This is a genomic window from Acinetobacter sp. CIP A162 (assembly GCF_000367905.1).
GTDB classification, from domain to species: domain Bacteria; phylum Pseudomonadota; class Gammaproteobacteria; order Pseudomonadales; family Moraxellaceae; genus Acinetobacter; species Acinetobacter lwoffii.
Genome location: NZ_KB849159.1, coordinates 1,776,911 through 1,799,215, shown reverse-complemented (window position 1 = coordinate 1,799,215; position 22,305 = coordinate 1,776,911). Strand labels below are relative to the sequence as shown.

The following is a 22,305-nucleotide window of genomic DNA, read 5'->3' as shown; positions in this document are numbered from 1 at the left end:
GGAGAGGGTTAGCGAGAGGATTCAAAGCTCCTTCTCCGGCATCGGCGCAATATAAGCAATCAGCAGCATCACCCCACCCGCCAGCAGGAATGAAATCACCCGGGTCAGGGTGCCAATATGTGACAGGTCAAATAGTACGAGTTTCAAAGTCACAATCACCAGAATACTACCACCTAAAATCCACATCGGTTTCAGTTTTTTGAGTGTTGCTGTCCACATGGTGATCCAGGCCAGCAATACCCAGAGTATGGTCAGACTAAGTTGAACTGTTGCATTGCTCCATAATGCCAGCTCATTAAACGGTGTCTGCAGATACACATGTAAAGCTCTTAAAACAATATAACTGGAAAGCCATAACAGGCTTAGTACCATTAAAACCGCCATCATGCCTTTATCACGTCCCACCTTGATTTGCTGTAACAGCATCCAGATAAAACTGGCAAACATGGCGATACTGATCAGGTCAAAAGGATTCAGGATCGGCAGCCAGTAATATTGAAAGGCTTGCTGGCTAAACAGCTGTGAACATACCAGCCAGCTTCCCATCAGCAATAAACAGCTCTTGGTTTGCCAAAGCTGCTGCCAGCCCGACTGCGGATCCTGTCGATAGCACCACAGGCAGAAGAATAAAGGTAAAATCACCATGCTCAGATAAGGCATGTTCGGGATCAGGCATACACTTGCCAAAGCCAGACTACTAAAAACACCAAAGCTCATCCACTCCTTGGAGAGCTGCAAGCCAGCCAACGGTCTAAGCCACAAAATGGCTAGTAGCATCGTAGAAAGGGCAAAAACTCCACGTTCAAAACTACTATTCCAGACAATCACCGCATTTTGACTACGATCCAGGGTCAGAATCGCCGCAATGACCAGCAAGGGCGAGATGCCACTCCACTTCGGCAGCAACCAGGACCATTCCTGGGTTTTGCGCAGGATCATTTCATTGAACAGTACATAACCCAGTGTGATGATAAATAAACTCAGCACATAGGCATGCTGACTCGGAAATTCATCTTCCAGCAAGGCAAATAACATCAGGCTGGCCGCAACACTTAAACTGCTTAAAAAGCTGACACTCAGACTATCCATCTGCTGCTGGTACTGCTTTTTAAGCTGGCTGATGACTACGACTGCCACATAGCACAGACTCAAAATCCAGAAAATGATTCGCGGTGTTGGATTAATCTCGACCAGATAATACAGGCTGCTGAATCCGGCCATCAGCAATAAGCCCATGCTCAGATAGTGTGCTACCCGGATATTTTTTTCCAAGGCCCATAAATAAATCAGCACACCTTCAACTGCCCAACCAATCACACTCCATTGTTCTGTCAATAAGATCGGTGGCACCAAGGCCAGGAAAATCAGCATCAGGCTCAGATAGCTCTGCGAAATGAGCTGGATAGTTTGTTTACGGCGCAGCAGTGTCCAGCAAGCGGCAAAGACCAGTGCAAAGAACAGGCTTAATCCAGCTTGCCAGAGTTTTTGATTGGGCTGATTAAAATGAATCAGATACAGAAAAATATAAGCGGTAATAGGGGCAGCAAAAATCAGCGCTAAGTCCAGTACCGGTTTTAAGTGAAAACGTGAGAGATCCTGTCGTGCCAGCAACTGACTGAAGCGGAAACCTAGCCAGATAAACAGTGCACTATGTGCCAGAATCAACGCAGTCATGGCATAACGCTCATATGTATAACCATGAATCAGGCTATATATCCCGCCAACGACCGCAGTCACTAAAAAGGCAATTTGATTGAGAATCTTCCATGGCCGGAAACTGCTCAACACCGCCACCCCGATATTGATCAGCAGATAATAGCTGATCAACTCAACAGCAGAAGCATCGCGGGTCGGCAAGGTAAACGGCGCCAGATAAGCAATCAGTAAAGCCATCAAGGCCAGTTCGATGCTTTCCTGTTTCAGACTTAAATACAAAGTGATGGCCAGAATGATGAGGAATAGCAAAGTCGCCAACGGTAACGTGGGAATCACCAGATTGTAATAGGCAAAGAATAAGGTCAGGAACAGTGCTCCTAAACCTAAACCTTCTAAGGCCAAAGCAAAACTGCGGTTTTTCTCAATCAGCCAATAACCCAGACCGGCGACACTCATACTTGCTAGCGCAATTAGTCCCAGTTTCATCGCCAGACTAATTTGCCAGTGTTCCGTCGCGAAGCGTAATAACAGAATAATACCGATGACCAAAATACCAATCGCAACTTTGAGTACCGGATTTCCTTGAAATATCCAGCGCTGAACTTGATCTATGAGATTAGGCGTGGACTGAGAATTTAGAGCCTGTTGAGAAGTCAAAGGGGCAGCATCAGACCAGGTCGCTGGTATCGAGGGGGATAGATCGGCAGAATGAGATTGCGATTGCAACTGTATCAAGCGTCCTTCCAGACGTTGCAGCCACCTGAGCAAAAAGAATACCCATGCCGTAATCCCGATTCCCATCAACCAGTCCAGTTCAGCCAACCCGCCGACAATGGCAGTAATTGATGAGATATATAAAGGAACTTTAGAATTGCGCTCCAAGGACATCTGCTGCTGTCCGGCCAATTGATTCATCGGTGCTTCTACCGCAGTGACATATTGCATCACGCTAAAGATAAACCCCAAACCACACAGATAAGTTACAATCTGATAACCCAGATACCAGGCGCTGATCCCGGCTATCAGCAGGGTAATCAGCCAGATCATGCGCAACTCATTCCGTCCTGCAGCCATTCTTATATTTCTCTTTCCTGAATCGTTCCATCATACAACAGCTTGTGCTGCTTATTTCATCTTCGGCCGATATTCGCTAAGCTGTAAACTCAGACTCGCCTCAGCGAGCGCGGTAAAAATCACGTACAATAGCGCTGTATTTTGAATAAGGAATTGATTACATGCCACCATTTGTCTTGGTCGATGGCTCTTACTTTTTATTTCGTGCCTTTCACGCACTGCCACCATTAACCACGTCAACCGGTTTACATACCAATGCAATTCGTGGTGCGATTTCTGCTATTCAAAAACTGATGCGCCGGACCCAACCGACCCATATGGCGGTGATTTTCGATACCCCAGAACCGACCTTCCGGCATGAGCTGTCACCGATTTATAAAGGTGACCGTCCCAGCATGCCAACGGAATTATCCGAACAGATTCCTTATCTGCATGCCTTGATCCGCGCTTTGGGCATTCCCCTGCATACCTTACCGGGTGCCGAAGCCGATGACATTATCGGAACACTGGCCAAACGTGCCGAGGCGATGGGACATCAGGTGCTGATCTCTACGGGCGATAAAGATATGGCACAACTGGTGACCGAAAAAGTCACCCTGGAAGACAGCTTTAAAGAAAAACCGCTGGATGTCGACGGTGTGTTTGAAAAGTTTGGCGTCTGGCCGAATCAGATTATTGACTATCTCACCCTGATGGGCGATGCATCAGATGGCATTATGGGCGTGCCAGGTGTAGGTGCCAAAACGGCAGCAAAACTGCTCACTGAATATGGCTCGATTGGCGGCATTTTAGAAAATGTCGACAAGATCAAAGGCAAAGTCGGTCAAAATATTAAAGAACATGTCGATGGTATTGCACTGGACCATCAACTGGCCAGTATTGTCATCGATCTGGATCTTAACTTTGGTTATGACGATTTAAAACTGGGTGAGCCGAATGTCGAGACCTTGCGTCATTTGTACACCGAGCTGGAATTCCGTAACCAGCTGCAGTCCTTAGATCACCCGAACAACCCGAATAATTCAAATTACCAGCAGGCGGCAAAATCTATTAACGCCAAAGCGGTTACAGCACCAGAACCTCTGGAAGACCATGCCTCTGTAACCAGCAGTGATGACCAGCTAGGTCAAGCGACCTACCACACAGTATTAAGCCAGCAGGACTGGGACACACTGTTTGAGCGCCTAAGTACCGAAAAACGTTTTGCCTTTGATACCGAAACCACCAGTTTGGATTATCGTATTGCACAGATTGTCGGTTTCTCGGTCGCCTTCGATGCGCAGAATGCTTATTATGTTCCCTTGGCACATGATTATGAAGGCGCACCGGAGCAGCTGAATCGTGAAGTAATTCTGGCGCAGATCAAACCAATTCTGGAAGATGAGTCTGTAAAGAAAATTGGGCATCATCTGAAATATGATGCACATGTACTGGAAAATCATGGCATTCATCTGGCAGGCTGGTATTTCGATACCATGCTGGCTTCCTATGTCCTGAATTCTGTCGCGACCCGTCATGGCATGGATGATGTGGCCCGTCTGTATTTGAGTCATCTGACCACGACTTATGAACAAGTGGCCGGTAAAGGTGCTAAACAAAAGACCTTCAACCAGATTCCACTTGAAACTGCAGCACATTATGCCGCAGAAGATGCTCATGTCACTTATCGTCTTTATGAAGTCTTGAGCGGGAAATTACAGGCACATCCTGAACTGGTGAATATTCTGCACAATATTGAAGTTCCGGTCGCACGTGTACTGACACAAATGGAAGAAAACGGCATCGAACTGGATCTGGCTTTTCTGGATCAGCTTGGGGGCGAATTTTCCAATACCATGCAAAATCTGGAAAACCAGATTATGGAAATTGCCGGTGAAAGCTTTAATGTCAGCTCACCTAAACAGGTCGGTGAAGTGTTATTTGAAAAGCTGGGGCTAAAAGGCGGTAAAAAAACCACCACCGGACAATACAGCACCAGTGAAAGTGTACTGGAAAAAATTGAACATCCGATTGCCCAGCTGATTCTGGAATATCGTGGTTTGTCCAAGCTGAAAAGCACTTATACCGATGGCTTATGCAAACAGGCTAATCCTGATACCCACCGTGTGCATACCAGTTACCACCAGGCATTGACTGCAACTGGCCGTTTATCATCGACTGATCCAAACCTGCAGAATATTCCGATTCGTGCCGAAATTGGCCGTCAAATTCGCAAGGCGTTTGTGGCACCGGAAGGTCGTGTTTTGCTGGCAGCCGATTACTCACAAATTGAATTGCGTCTCATGGCCCACTTATCTCAGGATGAAGCCCTGCTGGATGCATTTATTCATGGTCAGGATGTACACCGCCGTACCGCAGCTGAAGTTCTAGGCATTCCTTTGGAAGAAGTGACCAATGACCAGCGCCGTCAGGCCAAGGCTGTTAACTTCGGACTACTTTACGGTATGTCTGAATTCGGTCTGATCCGTCAGTTAGGCTTTACCCGTCAGGAATCACAGGACTATATCAAGCAGTATTTCCACCGCTATCCGGGCATTTATGACTATATGCAACGTACCCGTCAGGTCGCATTAGAACAAGGTTTTGTTGAAACCTTGCTCGGACGCCGTTTATATACCCCAGATATTGATGCCCGTAATATGATGGTGCGTAAAGCGGCAGAACGGGCTGCAATTAATGCCCCGCTACAAGGTTCGGCTGCGGATATCATTAAAATGGCAATGATTGAAGTCGACAAAATGTTGCCAAAAGATCAGGCCAAAATGCTGTTGCAGGTACACGATGAACTGGTATTTGAAGTCGATGAAGACATTGCCGATGAACTGGCACCTAAACTGGCTGAAGTGATGCAATCGGTATTGCAGATTTCTGTACCATTGGTGGTAGAAGTGGGTAAAGGCAAAAACTGGGATGAGGCGCATTAAAGGGTTTCCTCACCCCAGCCCTCCCCCCTCTGGGAGAGAGTGAAAACCAATATTATTTTAAAGGTATCCCCTCTCCTCTCAGGAGAGGGTTAGGGAGAGGTTAATATCCCATCTTCTTGTACTGCGATTAAAACTTGTTCACCGTTTGGGAAGTTTAACAAATCCTTCCCAACTTCCCTTTTCTAAAGGGAGGAGCAAATAAAAAAGGACGCCTCAGCGTCCTTTTTATTTGGATCCGATTAAAGACCGGTAAGCAATACAATCGCCACCTGGTTCATAATCATTTCGATAATAATCAAAGTTAAAATAGCGAAGATTGGAGAAAGGTCAATCATCCCCATATTTGGCATGATACGACGGAATGGCGCCAGTAAAGGCTCAGCCAGCTCTTGCACGACTTCAATATAAGGCGAACGAGACTGAGTAAACATCACCACCCAACTTAAGATAATCGTAGCGAAAATCAAATAACGACAGAAACGGATAAGATCCTGCATCATGGTAACAAAAGTCAGAATAATCAGATGGACAGGCCCATTCGGCATCCCCCCTGACAGATACATCATGCCAAAAATTTTAAGCAGATAGAGCACGACCAGTAATGCCAAAGCAGCAGTACTGACTCGACCTTTGGCCAAAGTTGGGAAAATTCGACCAAATACATCTACAATTTTAGTGGCTTTCACAGTAGAAAGAACCACAGGATTGTAAGGACTGACCGCTGCCAGTTGCATTAAAAATCGGAAGAATACGAGCAAAATCGCGACGTTAATGATAATGCCAAAAATTAGCGCAGAATTTGCACCCATACTTGAACGTTCCTAAAAATTAAACTGAAGATTTGCTGCTTTCACTGAGCTCTTGTGCCAGTTCTTGACTGCGTTTTTGTGCAGCGGCAAGTGCCGCCTGAATATTTTGAGAAATCTGGGCGCGATCAAAGACTTCAAGTGCAGCCTGTGTAGTCCCATTTGGAGAAGTCACATTTTTACGTAACTCAGCCGGCGTATTCGAGCTGGTAATCGCCATTTGCGCCGCGCCTAAAGCCGTCTGCAAGGTGAGTGCAGTTGCAACTTTTTCATCCAGACCTAAATTTTTACCCGCACGAATCATACTTTCCATCATATAGAAAAAGTAAGCCGGACCCGAACCCGAGACTGCAGTGACTGCATCAATTTGTGCTTCTGAGTCGACCCAAATGGTCAGTCCGGTCGACGCCAGAACCTGACTGGCTAGCTCACGGTCACTCGTTTCCACAAATGCATTGGCATATAAACCATGAGCCCCGGTCTGTACCAATGCTGGCGTGTTCGGCATGACCCGGACAATACGCTCTGTCCCCAACAATGCTGACAATGTGGCAATTTCTGCACCGGCAACAATGGAAATAATCAGCTTATTATTAACCAGACCTTTTAAGGGTTGCAGCACTTGAGCCAAAACCTGAGGTTTTACCGCCAATACGACGATATCTGCATCCTGAATTGCAGCGCTATTATCCCCGGTCACATTAATTTCTTTTTCCGCCAATAAAGCACGGACTTTTTCGACCGGATCAGAAACTGTAATACGTGTTGCTGGCAAACCACGTGAAATCAGACCGCCAATTAAGGCTTGGGCCATATTACCGCCACCAATAAAACAGATATTACAATTTAAAGCTGCACTCATGTTCAATGCTCATCGTTGAGTTCTAAAGTTGAAGAAACCGACATCGGCAGCCATCCACCTGCTTCACAATATGCAGATTGGGCCAACCAAAATCCTTTAGGGGTAAACACGCCTAGCATAACATTATCTGTGCTTAATATTTGAATAGTATGCCGAGCCCAGGGAAATATTTGCGCTTCCTGAATAGCTTTTTTCAGCGGCCAGGTACCGACACGGCCATATAAATGAATTTTTTCGCCACCCTGCCTCTGCTGTAAATGCAAAGCTTGCTGCAATAATGCAGGAGATAAACCGAACTGTGCAGGCGCGATGATAAATTTCCCTGACAAAACCTGCACACAGTCTTTTAAAGCGAATTTTATACTTTCCGGACTAGTTTGAACCTGTTGCTGCTCGGCTAAATAGATCTCTGCGGTCAAACGATATAATTGCTGCTGATAGCGTACATAATAAAAGCCTTGCCAATGCAATGCTGCCTGAGCATCTTGCTTGGCATAAATCACTTCGCGTTGCAAACGCTCCACCATATCTAAGGATGGACGATACTGTTGTTTACCTTTCATCCAGGCAGAGAGTAATTGACGTTGTCGTGATTTTGAAAGCTGTAAAAATTTACCAAGATCGAGCTGCGTTTCAGTTCCACAATATGCTAAATCCTGTTGCAGCACTTCTTGTAAAATGTCTTGAGCATCCTGCATTAACTCACTGGTTCGCACCAAGGCAGCTTGCATTTTAGGATAGCGTTCGCTTAATACTGGCCACAGGGTCTGGCGTGCCCAGGCTCGGTCATAATGGGTATCAGCATTGGTCGGATCTTCAATATTCTGAACATTCAGGTCTGATGCCCATTGGCAAATCTGCTCACGGGAAATATCCAGCAATGGCCGCCAAATCGTGAGATTTTCACGTACATCGATCTGTTTCATGGCTGCTAAACCGTCAACGCCGGCACCAGACAATAAACGCAACATCAGGGTTTCCGCCTGATCCTGCTGATGATGCGCTAACACCAACATTTCATCCGCTTGCAAATGTTGCAGATAGGCCTGATAACGTGAATTGCGCGCTTGCTGTTCCAAATTGCCACTGGCGACATTGACTGGCTGAATGATGCAGGGAATATTCAATTGCTGACATTGATGTGCAACGAACTTACCCCAATCTGCGCTGAGTGCTTGTAACTGATGATCGACATAAATCGCCCGAACTTTTTCCGGGCATAAAAAAAACATCAGATGCAGCAACAGCATAGAATCTACGCCGCCACTGCATCCGATGAGAACTTTTGTCTCTGCAGGAAAGTCCTGCAGCTGTTTTAAGAAACCAGACCTAAATTGTCGCTGCCAAACTTCATTAAACGTTGGTAACGTGCTTCGCATCGTGCTTGCGCTTCCATTGGTTGCAGTTCATTCAAAGCTTCTTTCAGCACTGCTTTCAAGCTGTTCATGACCTGATCCGGATTTAAATGAGCACCCTCACCTTCATCCACCACATATTCTACAATACCCATTTTCTGCAATTTTTCTGCAGTCAGAGCCAAGGCTTCACTGGCCTGTTCAGCTTTTTCAGCGGTTTTCCAGAGAATTGAGGCACAGCCTTCCGGTGAAATCACCGAATAAATACTGTGAGAGAGCATCACCACACGGTCTGCTACCCCAATACCCAGCGCACCACCTGAACCGCCTTCACCCAGTACAGTTGCAATTACCGGTACTTTCAAGTTGGAAAGCTGAGCCAGACTGGTCGCAATCGCTTCAGCCTGACCACGTTCTTCTGCACCGACACCCGGATAAGCACCCATGGTATCAATAAAGGTGAAGACTGGCAGGTTGAAACGCTCTGCCATGTCTAGCAGACGCTGTGCCTTACGATAACCTTCCGGGTTACTCATGCCAAAATTATGCTGTAATTTTTCACGGGTACTACGACCACGATGCTGACCAACGATCATCACCGGTTGACCATCGAAACGAGCCAGGCCACCGATCATCGCGCCATCATCACCATATAGGCGGTCACCATGTAAAGCATCAAATTCAGTGAATATTTCACCCACATAGTCCAGGAATTGTGGACGTTCTGGATGACGTGCAATCTGCACTGTCGCCCATGCTTTTGATGGAGTTGCTTTATTTTTCATAGGTTAACCGTTTTCATCCCTATAAAGGTATTAATTAACAAATTGTTCGGATTGAATCGAGAGTTCAATCTCCCAATTTTTAAATTGCTGCTGTTCATCGTGCAGTTCAGCGACCAGCAATGGCCATTGCTTGGCATCACCAGACACGCTGAGTTGCCATTGTTGCGCATTTTCAACCTTGAGTTCAATGGCAGGAAGCATCTCATCGCTACGACTGTGATTGACCAAAACCGACAGACGAAGCAGCAAACATAACCATAAAAGTTTAGATCCACCGACTTTCATCACATCAATCTTGGCATCAGCGCGCAATTTACGTCGATGGTGCGCGACCAAATGTGACAAATGATTCTGATCAACTTGCGAGAAACCGGCAATATCCGAATGTTGCAATAAATACGCGCCATGACGATGATAGCCACTGTGACTGATGGCCAAACCAATCTCATGCAGATAGGCAGCACGACGTAACAGGTCACTATCTTCAACACTTAAACCGAGTTCACTAGCCACGTCATTAAACAGTTTCTGTGCGGTCTGAACTACACGTTCAGCCTGCTTGGCATCGGCATTATATCGACCAATCAAGGCATGTACGGAACGATCGCGGATATCTTCGTGCTTGAAACGGCCAAGCAAGTCATACATCACGCCTTCACGTAACGCACCGTCAGAATAGACCAAATGGTCAATTTCCAATACATCAAAGACAGCATAGAGAATGGCAATACCAGCAGGTAAGACGGCACGACGATCATCTTTCAGACCTTCGAATTCCATGTCCGAGACGTATTTATATTTAAGCAGTTTATCTTTGAGCTTTTCCAAGCCTTCACGCGTCAACTGTTCGCGTTCATTGCTCCAGCCCATATTGACACAAATCTGGCGGCAGGCTTTAATGGTACCACTCGAGCCGACAACAGCATCCCAACCGGCTTCTTTATAAGTATTGGCAATTCCCGAAATTTCTTTACGTGCCGCAGTAACTGCTTTATCAAAAGCTTTGGCGCTGATTTCACCATCCTGAAAATAGGCCTTGGTAAATGCCACACAGCCCATTTGTACGGATTCAGTGTGAATCGGCTCGAATTCTTCACCGATAATCAGCTCAGTTGAACCGCCACCAATATCAACCACCAGACGACGACCGCTGTTGGCCATGGTATGCGATACCCCCAGATAAATCAGACGGGCTTCTTCACGACCCGCGATAATTTCGATCGGTTTCGGTAAAATTTCTGCAGCTTTCTGGATAAATTCATGGCCATTTTTAGCTTGACGTAACGCATTCGTCGCCACGATCCGCAAGCGGTTCGGCTGAACGGCACCTAAACGCCCGACAAAACGAGCCAGACAGGCCAAACCGCGCTGCTGTGCGGCTTCGGTTAAATTCTTATTTTCGTCTAGTCCTGCGGCAAGCTGAACTTTTTCTGACATTGATGCCACTTTCTTCACTTCGCCATGATCTACACGGGCGATGGCCAAATGAAAGCTGTTTGATCCCATATCGATGGCGGCAAGTAATTCTTCATCAATCAAAAAGTCAGACATTCCAGAAATAAACCTTTAACGAATTGTGCTTAGAGTAATTCACATGCATGCAATTTAAAAGCCATTTGTAGCGACAATTTAATGCCTTATTCTTTTTTGTATCGGGAATAATAGTGAGACACGATCATCACTATCGTGATCATCCATTAGACAAAATAACATTAAGCATTGAAAATTTACAGATTCCCCTACATTGTTAAAGATGGCTATGTAATACTAATAATTAGTTATCTTTAAAATATTAATCTGGAGCACATTCCATGTCTGGCAACATCGTAAACACTACTGACGCAAACTTCGAAGCAGACGTTCTTCAATCAGACGTTCCTGTACTGGTGGACTTTTGGGCAGGCTGGTGTGCACCATGTAAAGCAATTGCACCCGTACTTGAAGTGCTTGCTGATGAATACCAAGGCAAAGTTAAAATCGTGAAAGTTGACGTAACTTCTTGCGAACAAACTGCTGTGAATTTCAACATTCGTAACATCCCGGCTTTGTTGATGTTCAAAAATGGTGAAGTTGTTGCGACTCAAGTCGGTGCTGCACCAAAATCTAAACTGACTGCATTTATTGATGACAATATCTAAGCACAGCATTTTTAGTAAAAAATACGCGACCCATGCTCGCGTATTTTTTTCGGCTATAAATTGACAAACCTGGCATTATCTCTTATATTCGCTACTCAAGAGATAAAGGATCCTAAATCCTGTCAATTTCTTACAAGACACATTACATAAGATGCCGCTCGGCAATAGAAATTGTTTTCCACATTTTTCTTTGAAACACTCAAACAGATCTCTGAATTGTTCTTTTGCAAATTCAATTGCTTTCGTTTGAATGCTGGTATGCGGCCGAATGTTACTCCCTTTCTAACCTGTACCTCAGAACTTTGATTCTATCTGACCACCTATGAATTTAACCGAACTCAAGAAAAAACCGATTGGCGAACTCATCAAGATTGCCGAGTTTATGGGCCTCGAAGGTATGGCTCGTAACCGTAAGCAAGACATTATTTTTGCCATTTTAAAACGTCATGCAATGAATGGCGAAGAGATTTTTGGTGATGGCGTTCTAGAAATTTTGTCAGATGGTTTTGGCTTTTTACGCTCAGCCGCAGGTTCTTATTTAGCAGGTCCTGACGATATCTATGTCAGCCCTTCTCAAATTCGTCGTTTTAACCTCCGTACTGGCGACACCATTACTGGCACCATTCGCCCACCGAAAGAAGGCGAACGTTATTTTGCTTTACTTAAAGTCAATCAAATTAACTACGACACACCTGAAAATTCACGCAACAAGATTTTGTTTGAAAACTTGACACCATTATTCCCGACTGAACAGTTGGTGATGGAGTTAGGCAATGGTACCACTGAAGATTTAACCACCCGTGTGATCGACCTAGTGGCCCCGATTGGTAAAGGCCAGCGTTCAATTATTGTGGCTCCGCCGAAAGCGGGTAAAACCATGCTGCTGCAAAGCATTGCACAGTCCATCGTTCGCAATAATCCTGAAGTTATTCTGATCGTTCTTCTGATTGATGAACGTCCAGAGGAAGTGACTGAGATGGAACGTACGGTTCGCGGTGAAGTCGTGGCGTCTACCTTTGATGAATCTCCTGCACGTCACGTTCAAGTTGCTGAAATGGTGATTGAAAAAGCAAAACGTCTGGTTGAACACAAGAAAGATGTAGTGATTTTGCTTGACTCGATTACCCGTCTGGCACGTGCTTATAACACTGTGATTCCTTCATCAGGCAAAGTACTGACTGGTGGTGTAGATGCGCATGCCTTAGAACGTCCTAAACGTTTCTTCGGTGCTGCACGTAATATCGAAGAAGGCGGTTCACTGACCATCATTTCTACTGCCCTGATTGAAACTGGTAGTAAAATGGATGAAGTGATTTACGAAGAATTCAAAGGTACAGGTAACCAGGAAATTACCCTTGATCGTCGTATTGCTGAAAAACGCGTATTCCCTGCGATGAACATCAAGAAATCTGGTACTCGCCGTGAAGAACGCCTGATGTCGGAAGACAATCTGCGTAAAGTCTGGATTCTGCGCAAGCTGTTGCATACTCAAGATGAGTTGGCGGCAATGGAATTCTTACTGGATCGCATGAAAGAAACCAAAACCAATGATGATTTCTTTGATCAGATGAAACGCAAAGCTTCAAATTAAAATTTCAAATGAAAGGTCACCTAAGCGGTGGCCTTTTTTAGGTTGACATAAATTACAGAATGAAACAATCAAGCCTGATTTATGTAAACTTATTTTTAAGTTTTTGATTAATAAAATATTCAGATTAAAAATTGTATAACTTTTAAGTGTTTAATAAGCCTTTCTCCAATCTAAATGTTTCATTCCATTGTTATTTTCTGTTAAAAACTTCTTATTTTTTATCGTTTTTCCGTACTTTTTTGATCATTGCCAGTAGCAATTAAAAATGCGCAGTGATAGCATATTTGCAGACCAGTTAGACTGCTCCTGCGTTGTTAGTCCCTAACACAATTAGGAACAATAAAAGCACTTAACAGACTAACTTTGGTTTTTTTTAATCTCAATTTTTAGAGAGTGATGCCATGTTATTCAAAAAAATCGCTATTGCTGCTGCAGTTGCTACTACTCTAGCTTTCGTTGGTTGTGCTAAAAAAGCTGACGACGCTGCTGCTGACGCTAACCAAGCTGCATCTGAAGCTGTAGAAGCTGCTTCTGAAGCTGAAGCTGCTGCTGACGCTGCTGCTGTAGAAGCTACTTCTGAAGTTGCTGCTTCTGAAACTGCTGCTGTTGCTGAAGCTGACGCTGCTGCTGCTGTTGCTGTTGACGCTGCTGCTGATGCTACTGCTGCTTCTGAAGCTGCTGCTCAATAATCTTCTAGATTATTCAGTACAAAAAAAGAGAGCCATTGGCTCTCTTTTTTTTATTTTAAACACTGAAATTCAAATAATCTGTGACTTCAGGTTTTAAAAAAAGCAGATCAGTTGACCTGCTCATTTCCCACACGTTGACGGAACTTCTGTCCCGCACGGAAGGTGACCACGCGGCGTGCAGAAATCGGAATCTCTTCACCCGTTTTCGGGTTACGGCCCGGACGTTGACGCTTATCACGCAACTCGAAATTACCAAAACCCGAAAGTTTTACTTGCTCGCCTGAGATGAGCGCCTGGCTAATCTCATCGAAGAACAACTCAACCATTTGTTTTGCTTCACGACGGTTTAAACTCGTGAGCTCACTTAAATGATCAGCCATTTCTGCTTTAGTTAGTGCTGTCATGAAGCCCTCAATGTCGCTTGGTAAGTGTTTTCTAACACTTGAAGGATATTATCCATACCTGATTTAATTTCAGCATCTTCCAGTGTACGGCTTGGATGCTGCCAGAGAAGTGCAAATGCCAGTGAGCGTTTCCCTTCTTCTACTCCTTGTCCAGTGTACACATCGAACAACCAAGTTGAGTCTAAAAGCTCTCCGCCTGTTTTTTCGATAAGTCCCTGAATTTCGCTAACATTAATCTTATCACTAATTAAAAGCGCAATATCACGTCGAACCGATGGAAAACGTGATAATTCTGTAAAATTAGATACATAAGTTTGCAAAACAGCCGTTTGATCCAATTCTGCTACCCATGTGGTTGCCAGATCAAGTTCGTCTTCAAGTGAAGGATGTAAACGGCCAAAGTAACCAATTGATTGACCATTCACGAGAATCTCTGCGGATTGTCCTGGATGCAACCAGCTACGCTCTGAACGGACATATTCCACTTTGACACGACCAGCAGCCAGAATTTCCTCTATATCGCCCTTAAAGTCAAAGAAGTCCATTGGCTGTGCCTTGCCATGCCAAGACTCAGGGGTACGCGAACCCGTTGCAATCAAGGCAAAAGTTGGAATCTGTTTTAAATCATGGATGCTGCTGGCTTCTTGATAGTCAAAACGCAGACCGAGCTCAAAGAAACGTACCCGACTTTGCTGACGATTGATATTGTATTGAACACAAGGAATCAGGCTAGATAGCAAGGTTGAACGCATCACCGCCAAATCACTTGAAATTGGATTGGCTAATGCTAATGGATTCACACTGGAATTAAGTTGCTTTTCAAGTTTTAGGTCTGCGAAGCTAAAGCTGATCGCTTCTTGGTAACCTAAAGTTACGGCAGTTTGACGGAGTTGACCCAATTCAAATTGATCTTGGTATTTCGCCAATTTCACATCAATCACAGGCAGGCTGATTTGAATATTGTCATAACCGTGAATACGCGCCACTTCTTCGATCAAGTCCTGGTAAATCATCATATCATAACGATGTGATGGCGGCACTACGGACCACTCACCTTCTGCTTTCACAGTTACATCACAACCCAGACGGCTTAAGGCATCGGTAATAAAATCTGAATCAACGCTATAACCTAGCAGTTGATCGACTTGTGCTTGATTCAACTCAATTGCGTCGCGTGTTGGCAATAATGCTGCATTTTCGGCAACTGTAATTGGTCCAAACTCACCGCCCGCAAGTTCCGCAATCAATTGTGATGCGCGGTGCATAGCGATCAATGGCAATTCAAAATCGACACCACGTTCATAACGCTGAGAAGCATCAGTATGCAGGCCAAAGCTACGTGCACGACCGGCAATATGCAGTGGTGCGAAGAATGCTGATTCCAGGAAAATTTCAGTGGTTGCATCGCTGACTGCTGAAGACAAGCCACCCATAATACCGGCAATGGCCAATGCTTTTTCATCATCTGCAATCACCATCACTTTTTCGTTGAGTTCAACTTCTTGTTCATTGAGCAAAACTAACTTTTCAGCTTCCGCCGCTTGACGTACATGTACCGCGCCTTGCACTTTACCGCCATCAAATGCGTGTAGCGGTTGACCCAGCTCCATCAGCACATAGTTGGTAATATCTACTAAGATACTATGCTGACGGATACCTGAACGTGCCAATGCTCGCTCCATCCATACAGGAGTCACAGCTTTGGTATTGACGTTCTTGATGACACGACCCAAGTAGCGTGGGCAGCCTTCAGTCGACACAACGACTCTCTTTTCGTCGCTAATAGTCGCAGCTACTTCTTTAATATCAGGGGCAGTCACTGGCAATTGGTTGATCACACCAATTTCACGCGCGATCCCGCGAATACTGAAGCAGTCCCCACGGTTAGGCGTAATGCTGATGTCAATCACATTGTCATCAAGATCCAGATATTCACGAATGTTCATACCTACTGGTGCATCTGCAGGCAGCTCTAAAAGACCGTCGATTTTATCTTCCAGATCGATTTCTGAAGCGCCGCACAGCATACCTTGTGACTCGATACCACGTAGCTTGCCTTTCTTGATTTTGAAATCGCCTGGAAGTACTGCACCAATGGTCGCAACCGGTGCTTTCATGCCGGCACGTACATTTGGCGCACCACATACAATTTGTAGTGGCTCACCAGAACCGATATTGACAGTGGTCACACGCAAGCGATCTGCATCAGGATGTTGTTCTACTGTCAGGACTTCCCCCACCACCACACCAGTAAAGGGTTTGGCTGCAGGTGCAAGCTCATCCACTTCCAGACCCAACATGGTCAATTGATCAGAAAGTTTTTCGCTATCGATGGCTGGGTTGACCCATGTGCGTAGCCAATTTTCGCTAATTTTCATTGATATAAAACCTGTAATTCAAATCTCTAGAATCCCCCTCTGCTCCCCATTTTCCAAAGGGGAGAACTCCATCTATTTCACGGAGTCCCTCTTCTTTTTAAAAGAAGAGGTTAGGAGAGGATTATTAAAAAGTTTTAAGCAAACTGGCGTAAGAAACGCACATCATTTTGAAAGAACATACGTAAGTCATTCACGCCATAACGCAGCATTGCAAAACGTTCAACACCCAGACCAAAAGCAAAGCCTTTGTATTTTTCAGGATCAATGCCTGCAGCTTGCAGCACATTCGGATGTACCATACCGCAGCCCAATACTTCTAACCAGCGACCGCGTTCATCCATAATATCCACTTCCGCACTCGGCTCGGTGAACGGAAAATAAGATGGACGGAAACGTACTTTCAAATCTTTTTCAAAGAATTCGTTCAGCAGGTTAATCAGCAAGCCTTTCAGTTCCGCGAAGCTAGTATTTTCAGCCACGTATAAACCTTCAATCTGATGGAACATCGGCGAGTGGGTTTGATCCGAATCACAACGGTAAACACGGCCCGGACACACGATCTGGATGGGTGGCTGCTGGGTTTCCATGGTACGAATCTGCACACCAGACGTATGGGTACGCAGCAAATGGTTCACATCGAAATAGAAAGTATCGTGCATGGCACGCGCCGGGTGATGACCCGGAATGTTCAGTGCTTCAAAGTTGTGGTAGTCATCTTCAACTTCAGGACCTGTTGCAACCGTAAAACCTGCCTTGGTAAAGAACTGGCAAATACGCTCTTGCACCTGGGTCACTGGATGGATACTGCCCACCTGCTGGCCACGACCTGGTAAAGTAATATCAATGGTTTCGCTTGCCAGTTTTTGTTCTAAGGCAGCTTTATGCAGTTCTGCCTGACGTGATGTCAATGCAGCGGTAATGGTTTCACGTACAGCATGGATTTGTGCGCCGAAGACTTTACGTTCTTCAGGATCCATTTTACCAAGCGACTTAGATTGTTCCGCGAGCTGGCTTTTTTTCCCCGTAAATTGCACTCGTACTTGATCAAGTGCAGCAAGGTCTTGAGCTGCTGCAATCGCAGCGAGCGCTTCAGTGGTCAGGGCTTCCAGTGACATAGTAACTCTCAAAGCAACAGGTTAAAAAATATTTTAAAAACCCCACATTCTAACAGTTTTTAGACACTTTGATGAAGATGCGTTTTAAGGAAAATTAGATTGGCATGATTAAATATAAAAAGTATAAGATAAACACAATATCAATCAGATCAAATCACTATGGCACTCGATCAAATTTGGAAACAGCAACTGACCCTGGTCACTTACGGCAATGAGTATTTGACTCAGGACCTGAGTTTCAATCGTTGGATTCAACATTCCATTTTTAATCAGCATCAGTTTGCCTTTCGGGATCTGATGTCACAACATCTGTTGGCTCAGCATTTTCAGATCTGGCTGGAAGGTCTGAAAAAACAAGGCGTGCGTCGCCTTAGCTTGCATCGCTCTGATTTACTGGTTGATGAAAAAAATCCGAATGCCAATGTCGAGCTACTGCCACTGGCACATTTTATTGTCAGTCATGGTGCCAAAGCCAAAACCGCCTGGATCATTGGCAAAGAACTCCCTGAATGGTACAGCGCAGACAATGATTACGAAGCGCCTAAATCACAGCAATCTCCTTTACGCCATGAAACATTCTGGTGTTATGAGCTGAATCCTAAACTGGCCAAGCGCATTGATGTCGATCTGGAAGCCCCAAACTGGGATGATATTCAGGCCTATACCGATCATGAACTGTTTGAAAGTAGCCTTGCCCAAGATTTTACTGAACCGGCGTATACCAATTTGCCTTATTACGGCACCATGCCTGCCATTCAGGTCGATAGCGAAAGTCATTTGGCCTTAATTCCCACTGACTATTCAGCGGATTATGCTCACCAGACTTTGTACCGCCTAGATGCCTTAAATGACTTTATTCAAACGAAAATCCAGCATCCCTATCGTGCAGATGGTGAAGTACTCAGCCCGGAACAGCAACTCAATCTGCGACATTTTTCGCAAAAAATTGATGATTTAAGTGCTAAATTCATCAGCAAAGTCGCCAACCACTATAAAACTGCACAGCTAACACCTAAAGTTGCACCTGACCCATTTGTCGGTATGAGTACTGAAGATCGTTCACCAAAAATTTCTAAAGCAGAAAAACCTCAGGACCCAGGCAAATCCAGTTCGTCTGCAAATGTGCTGACCTTAATTGTAATCACTGTGATTATCTGTCTGATTGGCTACTATTTCGGGCTTTAAAGTTCCGCCAGAAAAGTTTGAATTTTCCTAGCAGAATTCAGCCGAATCCATTAGATATGTTGATACTCAGGCGCAGCCATCAGCTTGAAATAATGCTGACGATTTTTGCGATGGGTTTTTATCATCCAACCTATGATGGAATTAAGGTCAAGCAGCTGCCTGAAAATTTCAGCATTGTCGGAATGAGCCAAAGCTGTTATTTGCTGATCGCCCGGAAATGCTCTTTTAATTGACCGATGGATATATTGAGATAAAAGGATAAATCAGCCATACAATGTAAGGGCTGATTTATTTTCCATCGTCTTCTTCCAGGTTTTAGATTTTTCTACGTTGAGCCAGCTTGCCCAGAGTATTCAAAAATTAAATGTCCCACTGATAACATAAGTCTTTAAGATTCTCGCCGAGATCGCTGGCATCTTCTTCACTGATAAAATAGGCGCCGGTCTTTTCATAAAAATAACGACTGGAATTCAGGTTCAATACGCTGCATTGCATATGCTGGTAGGATTTTTCTCGACTTAAACCCAGACCCAATTGAACCAAATCACGTCCAATGCCGCGACCTTGAATATTTTGAAGCAAATAAAGTGCTCTCAATTCACTGATTGGTGCATCTACCGGAAAATTAAAAGCAGCAAAACCCAAAACTTGAGCATTTTCTTCATAGACAAATACCCGTCGATTCTCCTGTTCAAGCACAGAACGCCACAAAGCGGCTCTTTGTTCTACACTCAACTTATCGAGAATCTCTGGTTTAATGATATTTTGATAGCTTTCATGCCAGCTTTGTACATGCACTTGGGCAATCGGCAAGACATCGTGTTGGGTGGCAAGTCGAATCATTATTTTTAAGCCTTGTTTTTTAATTATTCAATTTCACAATGACTAAAAAATATAAGATTTACAATACTGATTTTTAAATAATATTTAAAATGACTACTTTTATTTAAGCATAAAAAAAGACCACCAAATGGCGGTCTTTTTTCAAGTCATAAAGACTTATGCAGCCAATGCATCTTTAGCTTTAGAAGCTAAAGCAGCAAACGCAACTGCGTCATGCATAGCGATGTCAGCAAGTACGCGACGGTCGATAATCACTTGAGCTTTTTTCAAGCCAGCGATCATACGGCTGTACGACAAACCATTTTGACGAGCACCAGCGTTGATACGTGCAATCCACAAAGCGCGGAATTGACGTTTCTTCTGACGACGGTCACGGTAAGCATATTGACCAGCTTTGATTACCGCCTGGAACGCTACGCGGTAAACGCGTGAACGAGCACCATAGTAACCTTTAGCGCGAGCAAGAATTTTTTTGTGACGGCGATGAGCCTGTACACCACGTTTTACACGAGCCATTTATAATCTCCTTAGATGTACGGGCACATACGACGAACTGAAGCAACGTCACTTACGTGAACCATTACACAGCCGCGCAATTGACGAATACGCTTAGCAGATTTTTTGGTCAAAATGTGGCGTTTGAACGCTTGTTTACGCTTAAAACCGTTAGCAGTCGCTTTAAAGCGTTTAGCTGCACCACGGCGAGTTTTCATCTTAGGCATAACAACCTCTTTTGAACACCTGTTCGGCTCGTTTGCACCATTACAAAACGACCTGCAGGTAAGGGAGCGAGTATTCTAAAGCATCTTTGTTTAAAACAAAAGCATCTTCACCCAATAAGCGAATTTAAAGAATGATTTCGCTCTGAAAATAGTATGCAAGACTGGATCAGGAAAATAGCTTCAGGCTTAGAACACGGCAAAGGCTGCATAGACAAATAGATAACGTCCAATTTTGGCGACGCTGACGATGAGCAAAAAACGGGCGAAGTTTTCTTTTAGCAGTCCCGCAATCAGGGTAATCGGATCACCAATGATAGGCACCCAGCTCAGCAATAAAGACCAGTAACCATATTTCTGATAGGTCGCTTGCGCTTTAAGCATCTTGTCTTTTGAAACTGGAAACCATTTTTTATTTTTATAATGCTCAATCTTGAGGCCCAGATACCAGTTGACGCAGGACCCCAGAATATTGCCCAGACTGGCCACGGCAATTAACAGCACTACATGCTGCTTGTTCTGTACTAAAAGCCCCAGTAACACAGCTTCAGACTGTAAAGGCAATAAGGTCGCTGCACCCAAGGCCGACAGAAATAGTAAAAACAGGCTCATTACAGCATTAACGGCTCAAGCCCATTTTTTTCTTGGCTTTACTGTATTCCCAACTGGACCAAACAACTGCTGTCACCATCGCCATGATCCGCGCCCACTTATACTGCTCATTGAGCGGTGCAATTGCAGCACGTAAAATCTGCTGATCTTTGGTATTTAGGGCAGCGATTACCTGATCGATATGCACAATTTCAGCAACATACAGCACTAAACATGCAGCAATGCCGAAAAGAATGCTCCAGTAAATCCGGGTATTACTTTCAACAATCTTGGTAAAGTTCAGAAGAAAATCGTTCATATATCCATCCAATAAAAAACCACCGTAAGGGTGGCTTTATTTGCTTAAGGCTATTTTAGCATAAAGGCTGCAGCTTAACTGACCTGTATCGCCAGCGCTTTCTGAACCGCAGGACGAGCATTCAAGCGATCAATATATTTGGAAACTTCAGGATAATCTTCCAGATTAATCTGCTGCCAGTCATGCCGTAATAACCACGGAAATATCGCCATATCTGCAATCGAATATTCGCCGGCAACATAATTTTGCCCGACCAGTTGTTTATTCAACACGCCATACAAACGTTTGCTTTCATTGACATAACGATCTGTGGCATAAGCAATCCGCTCAGGTGCAAAACGGCTAAAGTGATGATTTTGTCCGAGCATTGGTCCCAGACCGCCCATCTGCCACATCAGCCACTGTTCAACCTGAATACGCTTCACTTCATCATCTGGATAAAACAGACCTGTTTTTCGACCCAGATATTGCAAAATCGCACCTGACTCAAAAATTGAAATGGCGCGGCCATTTGGCCCATCCTGATCAACAATTGCCGGGATTTTATTATTGGGAGAAATAGCCAGAAAATCGGACTGAAACTGGTCATTTTCCAGAATATTGATGGGAATAATTTGATATTCCAGCCTCATTTCTTCTAGAGCAATACTAATTTTATGGCCGTTGGGGGTGCCCCAATAATATAAATCGATCATTTTTTTTAATACTCCCTGCACCTTTGCTGTGCGATGATGTACTCAACATAGAGGATTTAGAAAGAAACAACAAGCCTGCATTTAAAAATTATTTTTCAATAAATATCAAAATCTTATTAAAAATTTATATAATTTTTTATTTTTGATCTTGAAAATTTCAGCCCCAAACACATATT

General features: G+C 44.4%; 20 protein-coding genes. 5 read left to right on the top strand and 15 right to left on the bottom strand.

Annotation, left to right across the window (positions count from 1 at the left end; all coding sequences use genetic code 11):
• Window positions 1–21: 21 nt before the first annotated feature.
• A complete protein-coding gene (locus F995_RS14820) occupies window positions 22–2,730 on the bottom strand; it encodes a DUF2339 domain-containing protein (protein WP_004647536.1) in 2,709 nt (902 codons plus the stop codon).
• 161 nt (window positions 2,731–2,891) lie between these two features.
• Here F995_RS14820 and polA point away from each other — a divergent pair, with 161 nt between their 5' ends.
• Complete coding sequence (gene polA, locus F995_RS14815) at window positions 2,892–5,654, top strand: DNA polymerase I (RefSeq protein WP_004647534.1); 2,763 nt, start codon at window positions 2,892–2,894, stop codon at window positions 5,652–5,654.
• A gap of 239 nt (window positions 5,655–5,893) precedes the next feature.
• Here the strand turns inward: polA and F995_RS14810 are convergent, their stop codons facing one another.
• The 5 genes from F995_RS14810 to ppx are packed head-to-tail and all read right to left on the bottom strand — an operon-like array spanning window position 5,894 to window position 11,013.
• The gene (locus tag F995_RS14810) at window positions 5,894–6,463 is read right to left on the bottom strand and encodes a YggT family protein (protein ID WP_004278259.1); all 570 of its coding nucleotides are present in this window, start codon (window positions 6,461–6,463) and stop codon (window positions 5,894–5,896) included.
• A gap of 19 nt (window positions 6,464–6,482) precedes the next feature.
• Window positions 6,483–7,322: a pyrroline-5-carboxylate reductase gene (gene proC, locus F995_RS14805; RefSeq protein ID WP_004647533.1), complete on the bottom strand. Its 840-nt coding sequence runs from the start codon at window positions 7,320–7,322 to the stop codon at window positions 6,483–6,485.
• A 2-nt stretch (window positions 7,323–7,324) separates the two neighbouring features.
• Window positions 7,325–8,701 (bottom strand): tRNA lysidine(34) synthetase TilS, encoded by a 1,377-nt coding sequence (tilS, locus tag F995_RS14800; RefSeq protein ID WP_080591857.1) that lies wholly within the window; start codon window positions 8,699–8,701, stop codon window positions 7,325–7,327.
• The gene (locus F995_RS14795; protein WP_004278263.1) at window positions 8,638–9,462 is read right to left on the bottom strand and encodes an acetyl-CoA carboxylase carboxyltransferase subunit alpha; all 825 of its coding nucleotides are present in this window, start codon (window positions 9,460–9,462) and stop codon (window positions 8,638–8,640) included. Before F995_RS14795 ends, tilS begins: the two co-directional genes overlap by 64 nt.
• A gap of 30 nt (window positions 9,463–9,492) precedes the next feature.
• Window positions 9,493–11,013, bottom strand: a complete 1,521-nt coding sequence (ppx, locus tag F995_RS14790) for an exopolyphosphatase (protein ID WP_004647531.1) — start codon at window positions 11,011–11,013, stop codon at window positions 9,493–9,495.
• A gap of 260 nt (window positions 11,014–11,273) precedes the next feature.
• On the opposite strand from ppx, the gene trxA reads away from it, so the two are divergent.
• The 3 genes from trxA (at window position 11,274) to F995_RS14775 (ending at window position 13,880) form a co-directional block, all read left to right on the top strand.
• Window positions 11,274–11,600 (top strand): thioredoxin, encoded by a 327-nt coding sequence (gene trxA / locus F995_RS14785; protein WP_004278266.1) that lies wholly within the window; start codon window positions 11,274–11,276, stop codon window positions 11,598–11,600.
• Window positions 11,601–11,922: 322 nt separating this feature from the next.
• Window positions 11,923–13,191 (top strand): transcription termination factor Rho, encoded by a 1,269-nt coding sequence (gene rho / locus F995_RS14780; protein ID WP_004278267.1) that lies wholly within the window; start codon window positions 11,923–11,925, stop codon window positions 13,189–13,191.
• 401 nt (window positions 13,192–13,592) lie between these two features.
• Window positions 13,593–13,880 carry a hypothetical protein gene (locus F995_RS14775; protein ID WP_004647530.1) on the top strand — a complete coding sequence of 96 codons (288 nt, stop codon included), beginning with the start codon at window positions 13,593–13,595 and terminating at the stop codon, window positions 13,878–13,880.
• Window positions 13,881–13,987: 107 nt separating this feature from the next.
• Here the strand turns inward: F995_RS14775 and F995_RS14770 are convergent, their stop codons facing one another.
• The 3 genes from F995_RS14770 to pheS form a co-directional block, all read right to left on the bottom strand.
• Window positions 13,988–14,284, bottom strand: a complete 297-nt coding sequence (locus F995_RS14770) for an integration host factor subunit alpha (protein WP_004278269.1) — start codon at window positions 14,282–14,284, stop codon at window positions 13,988–13,990.
• On the bottom strand, window positions 14,281–16,662 hold the full coding sequence (pheT, locus tag F995_RS14765) for a phenylalanine--tRNA ligase subunit beta (RefSeq protein WP_004647529.1): 2,382 nt from the start codon (window positions 16,660–16,662) through the stop codon (window positions 14,281–14,283). Before pheT ends, F995_RS14770 begins: the two co-directional genes overlap by 4 nt.
• Window positions 16,663–16,796: 134 nt before the next feature.
• The gene (gene pheS / locus F995_RS14760) at window positions 16,797–17,777 is read right to left on the bottom strand and encodes a phenylalanine--tRNA ligase subunit alpha (RefSeq protein WP_004278272.1); all 981 of its coding nucleotides are present in this window, start codon (window positions 17,775–17,777) and stop codon (window positions 16,797–16,799) included.
• 159 nt (window positions 17,778–17,936) lie between these two features.
• On the opposite strand from pheS, the gene F995_RS14755 reads away from it, so the two are divergent.
• Window positions 17,937–18,962 carry a hypothetical protein gene (locus F995_RS14755; protein WP_004647528.1) on the top strand — a complete coding sequence of 342 codons (1,026 nt, stop codon included), beginning with the start codon at window positions 17,937–17,939 and terminating at the stop codon, window positions 18,960–18,962.
• 360 nt (window positions 18,963–19,322) lie between these two features.
• Here the strand turns inward: F995_RS14755 and F995_RS14750 are convergent, their stop codons facing one another.
• The 6 genes from F995_RS14750 to F995_RS14725 form a co-directional block, all read right to left on the bottom strand.
• Window positions 19,323–19,805 (bottom strand): GNAT family N-acetyltransferase, encoded by a 483-nt coding sequence (locus F995_RS14750; RefSeq protein ID WP_004647526.1) that lies wholly within the window; start codon window positions 19,803–19,805, stop codon window positions 19,323–19,325.
• 156 nt (window positions 19,806–19,961) lie between these two features.
• Window positions 19,962–20,321 (bottom strand): 50S ribosomal protein L20, encoded by a 360-nt coding sequence (gene rplT, locus F995_RS14745; protein WP_004647525.1) that lies wholly within the window; start codon window positions 20,319–20,321, stop codon window positions 19,962–19,964.
• Between the two features lie 11 nt (window positions 20,322–20,332).
• Window positions 20,333–20,527: a 50S ribosomal protein L35 gene (gene rpmI / locus F995_RS14740; RefSeq protein WP_004278281.1), complete on the bottom strand. Its 195-nt coding sequence runs from the start codon at window positions 20,525–20,527 to the stop codon at window positions 20,333–20,335.
• A 186-nt stretch (window positions 20,528–20,713) separates the two neighbouring features.
• Window positions 20,714–21,136, bottom strand: a complete 423-nt coding sequence (locus F995_RS14735; RefSeq protein ID WP_004647524.1) for a YqaA family protein — start codon at window positions 21,134–21,136, stop codon at window positions 20,714–20,716.
• A 7-nt stretch (window positions 21,137–21,143) separates the two neighbouring features.
• Window positions 21,144–21,434, bottom strand: coding sequence for a hypothetical protein (locus F995_RS14730; RefSeq protein ID WP_004647523.1), 291 nt, complete (start codon window positions 21,432–21,434; stop codon window positions 21,144–21,146).
• Between the two features lie 74 nt (window positions 21,435–21,508).
• On the bottom strand, window positions 21,509–22,129 hold the full coding sequence (locus F995_RS14725) for a glutathione S-transferase family protein (RefSeq protein WP_004647522.1): 621 nt from the start codon (window positions 22,127–22,129) through the stop codon (window positions 21,509–21,511).
• Between the last annotated feature and the right edge of the window lie 176 nt (window positions 22,130–22,305).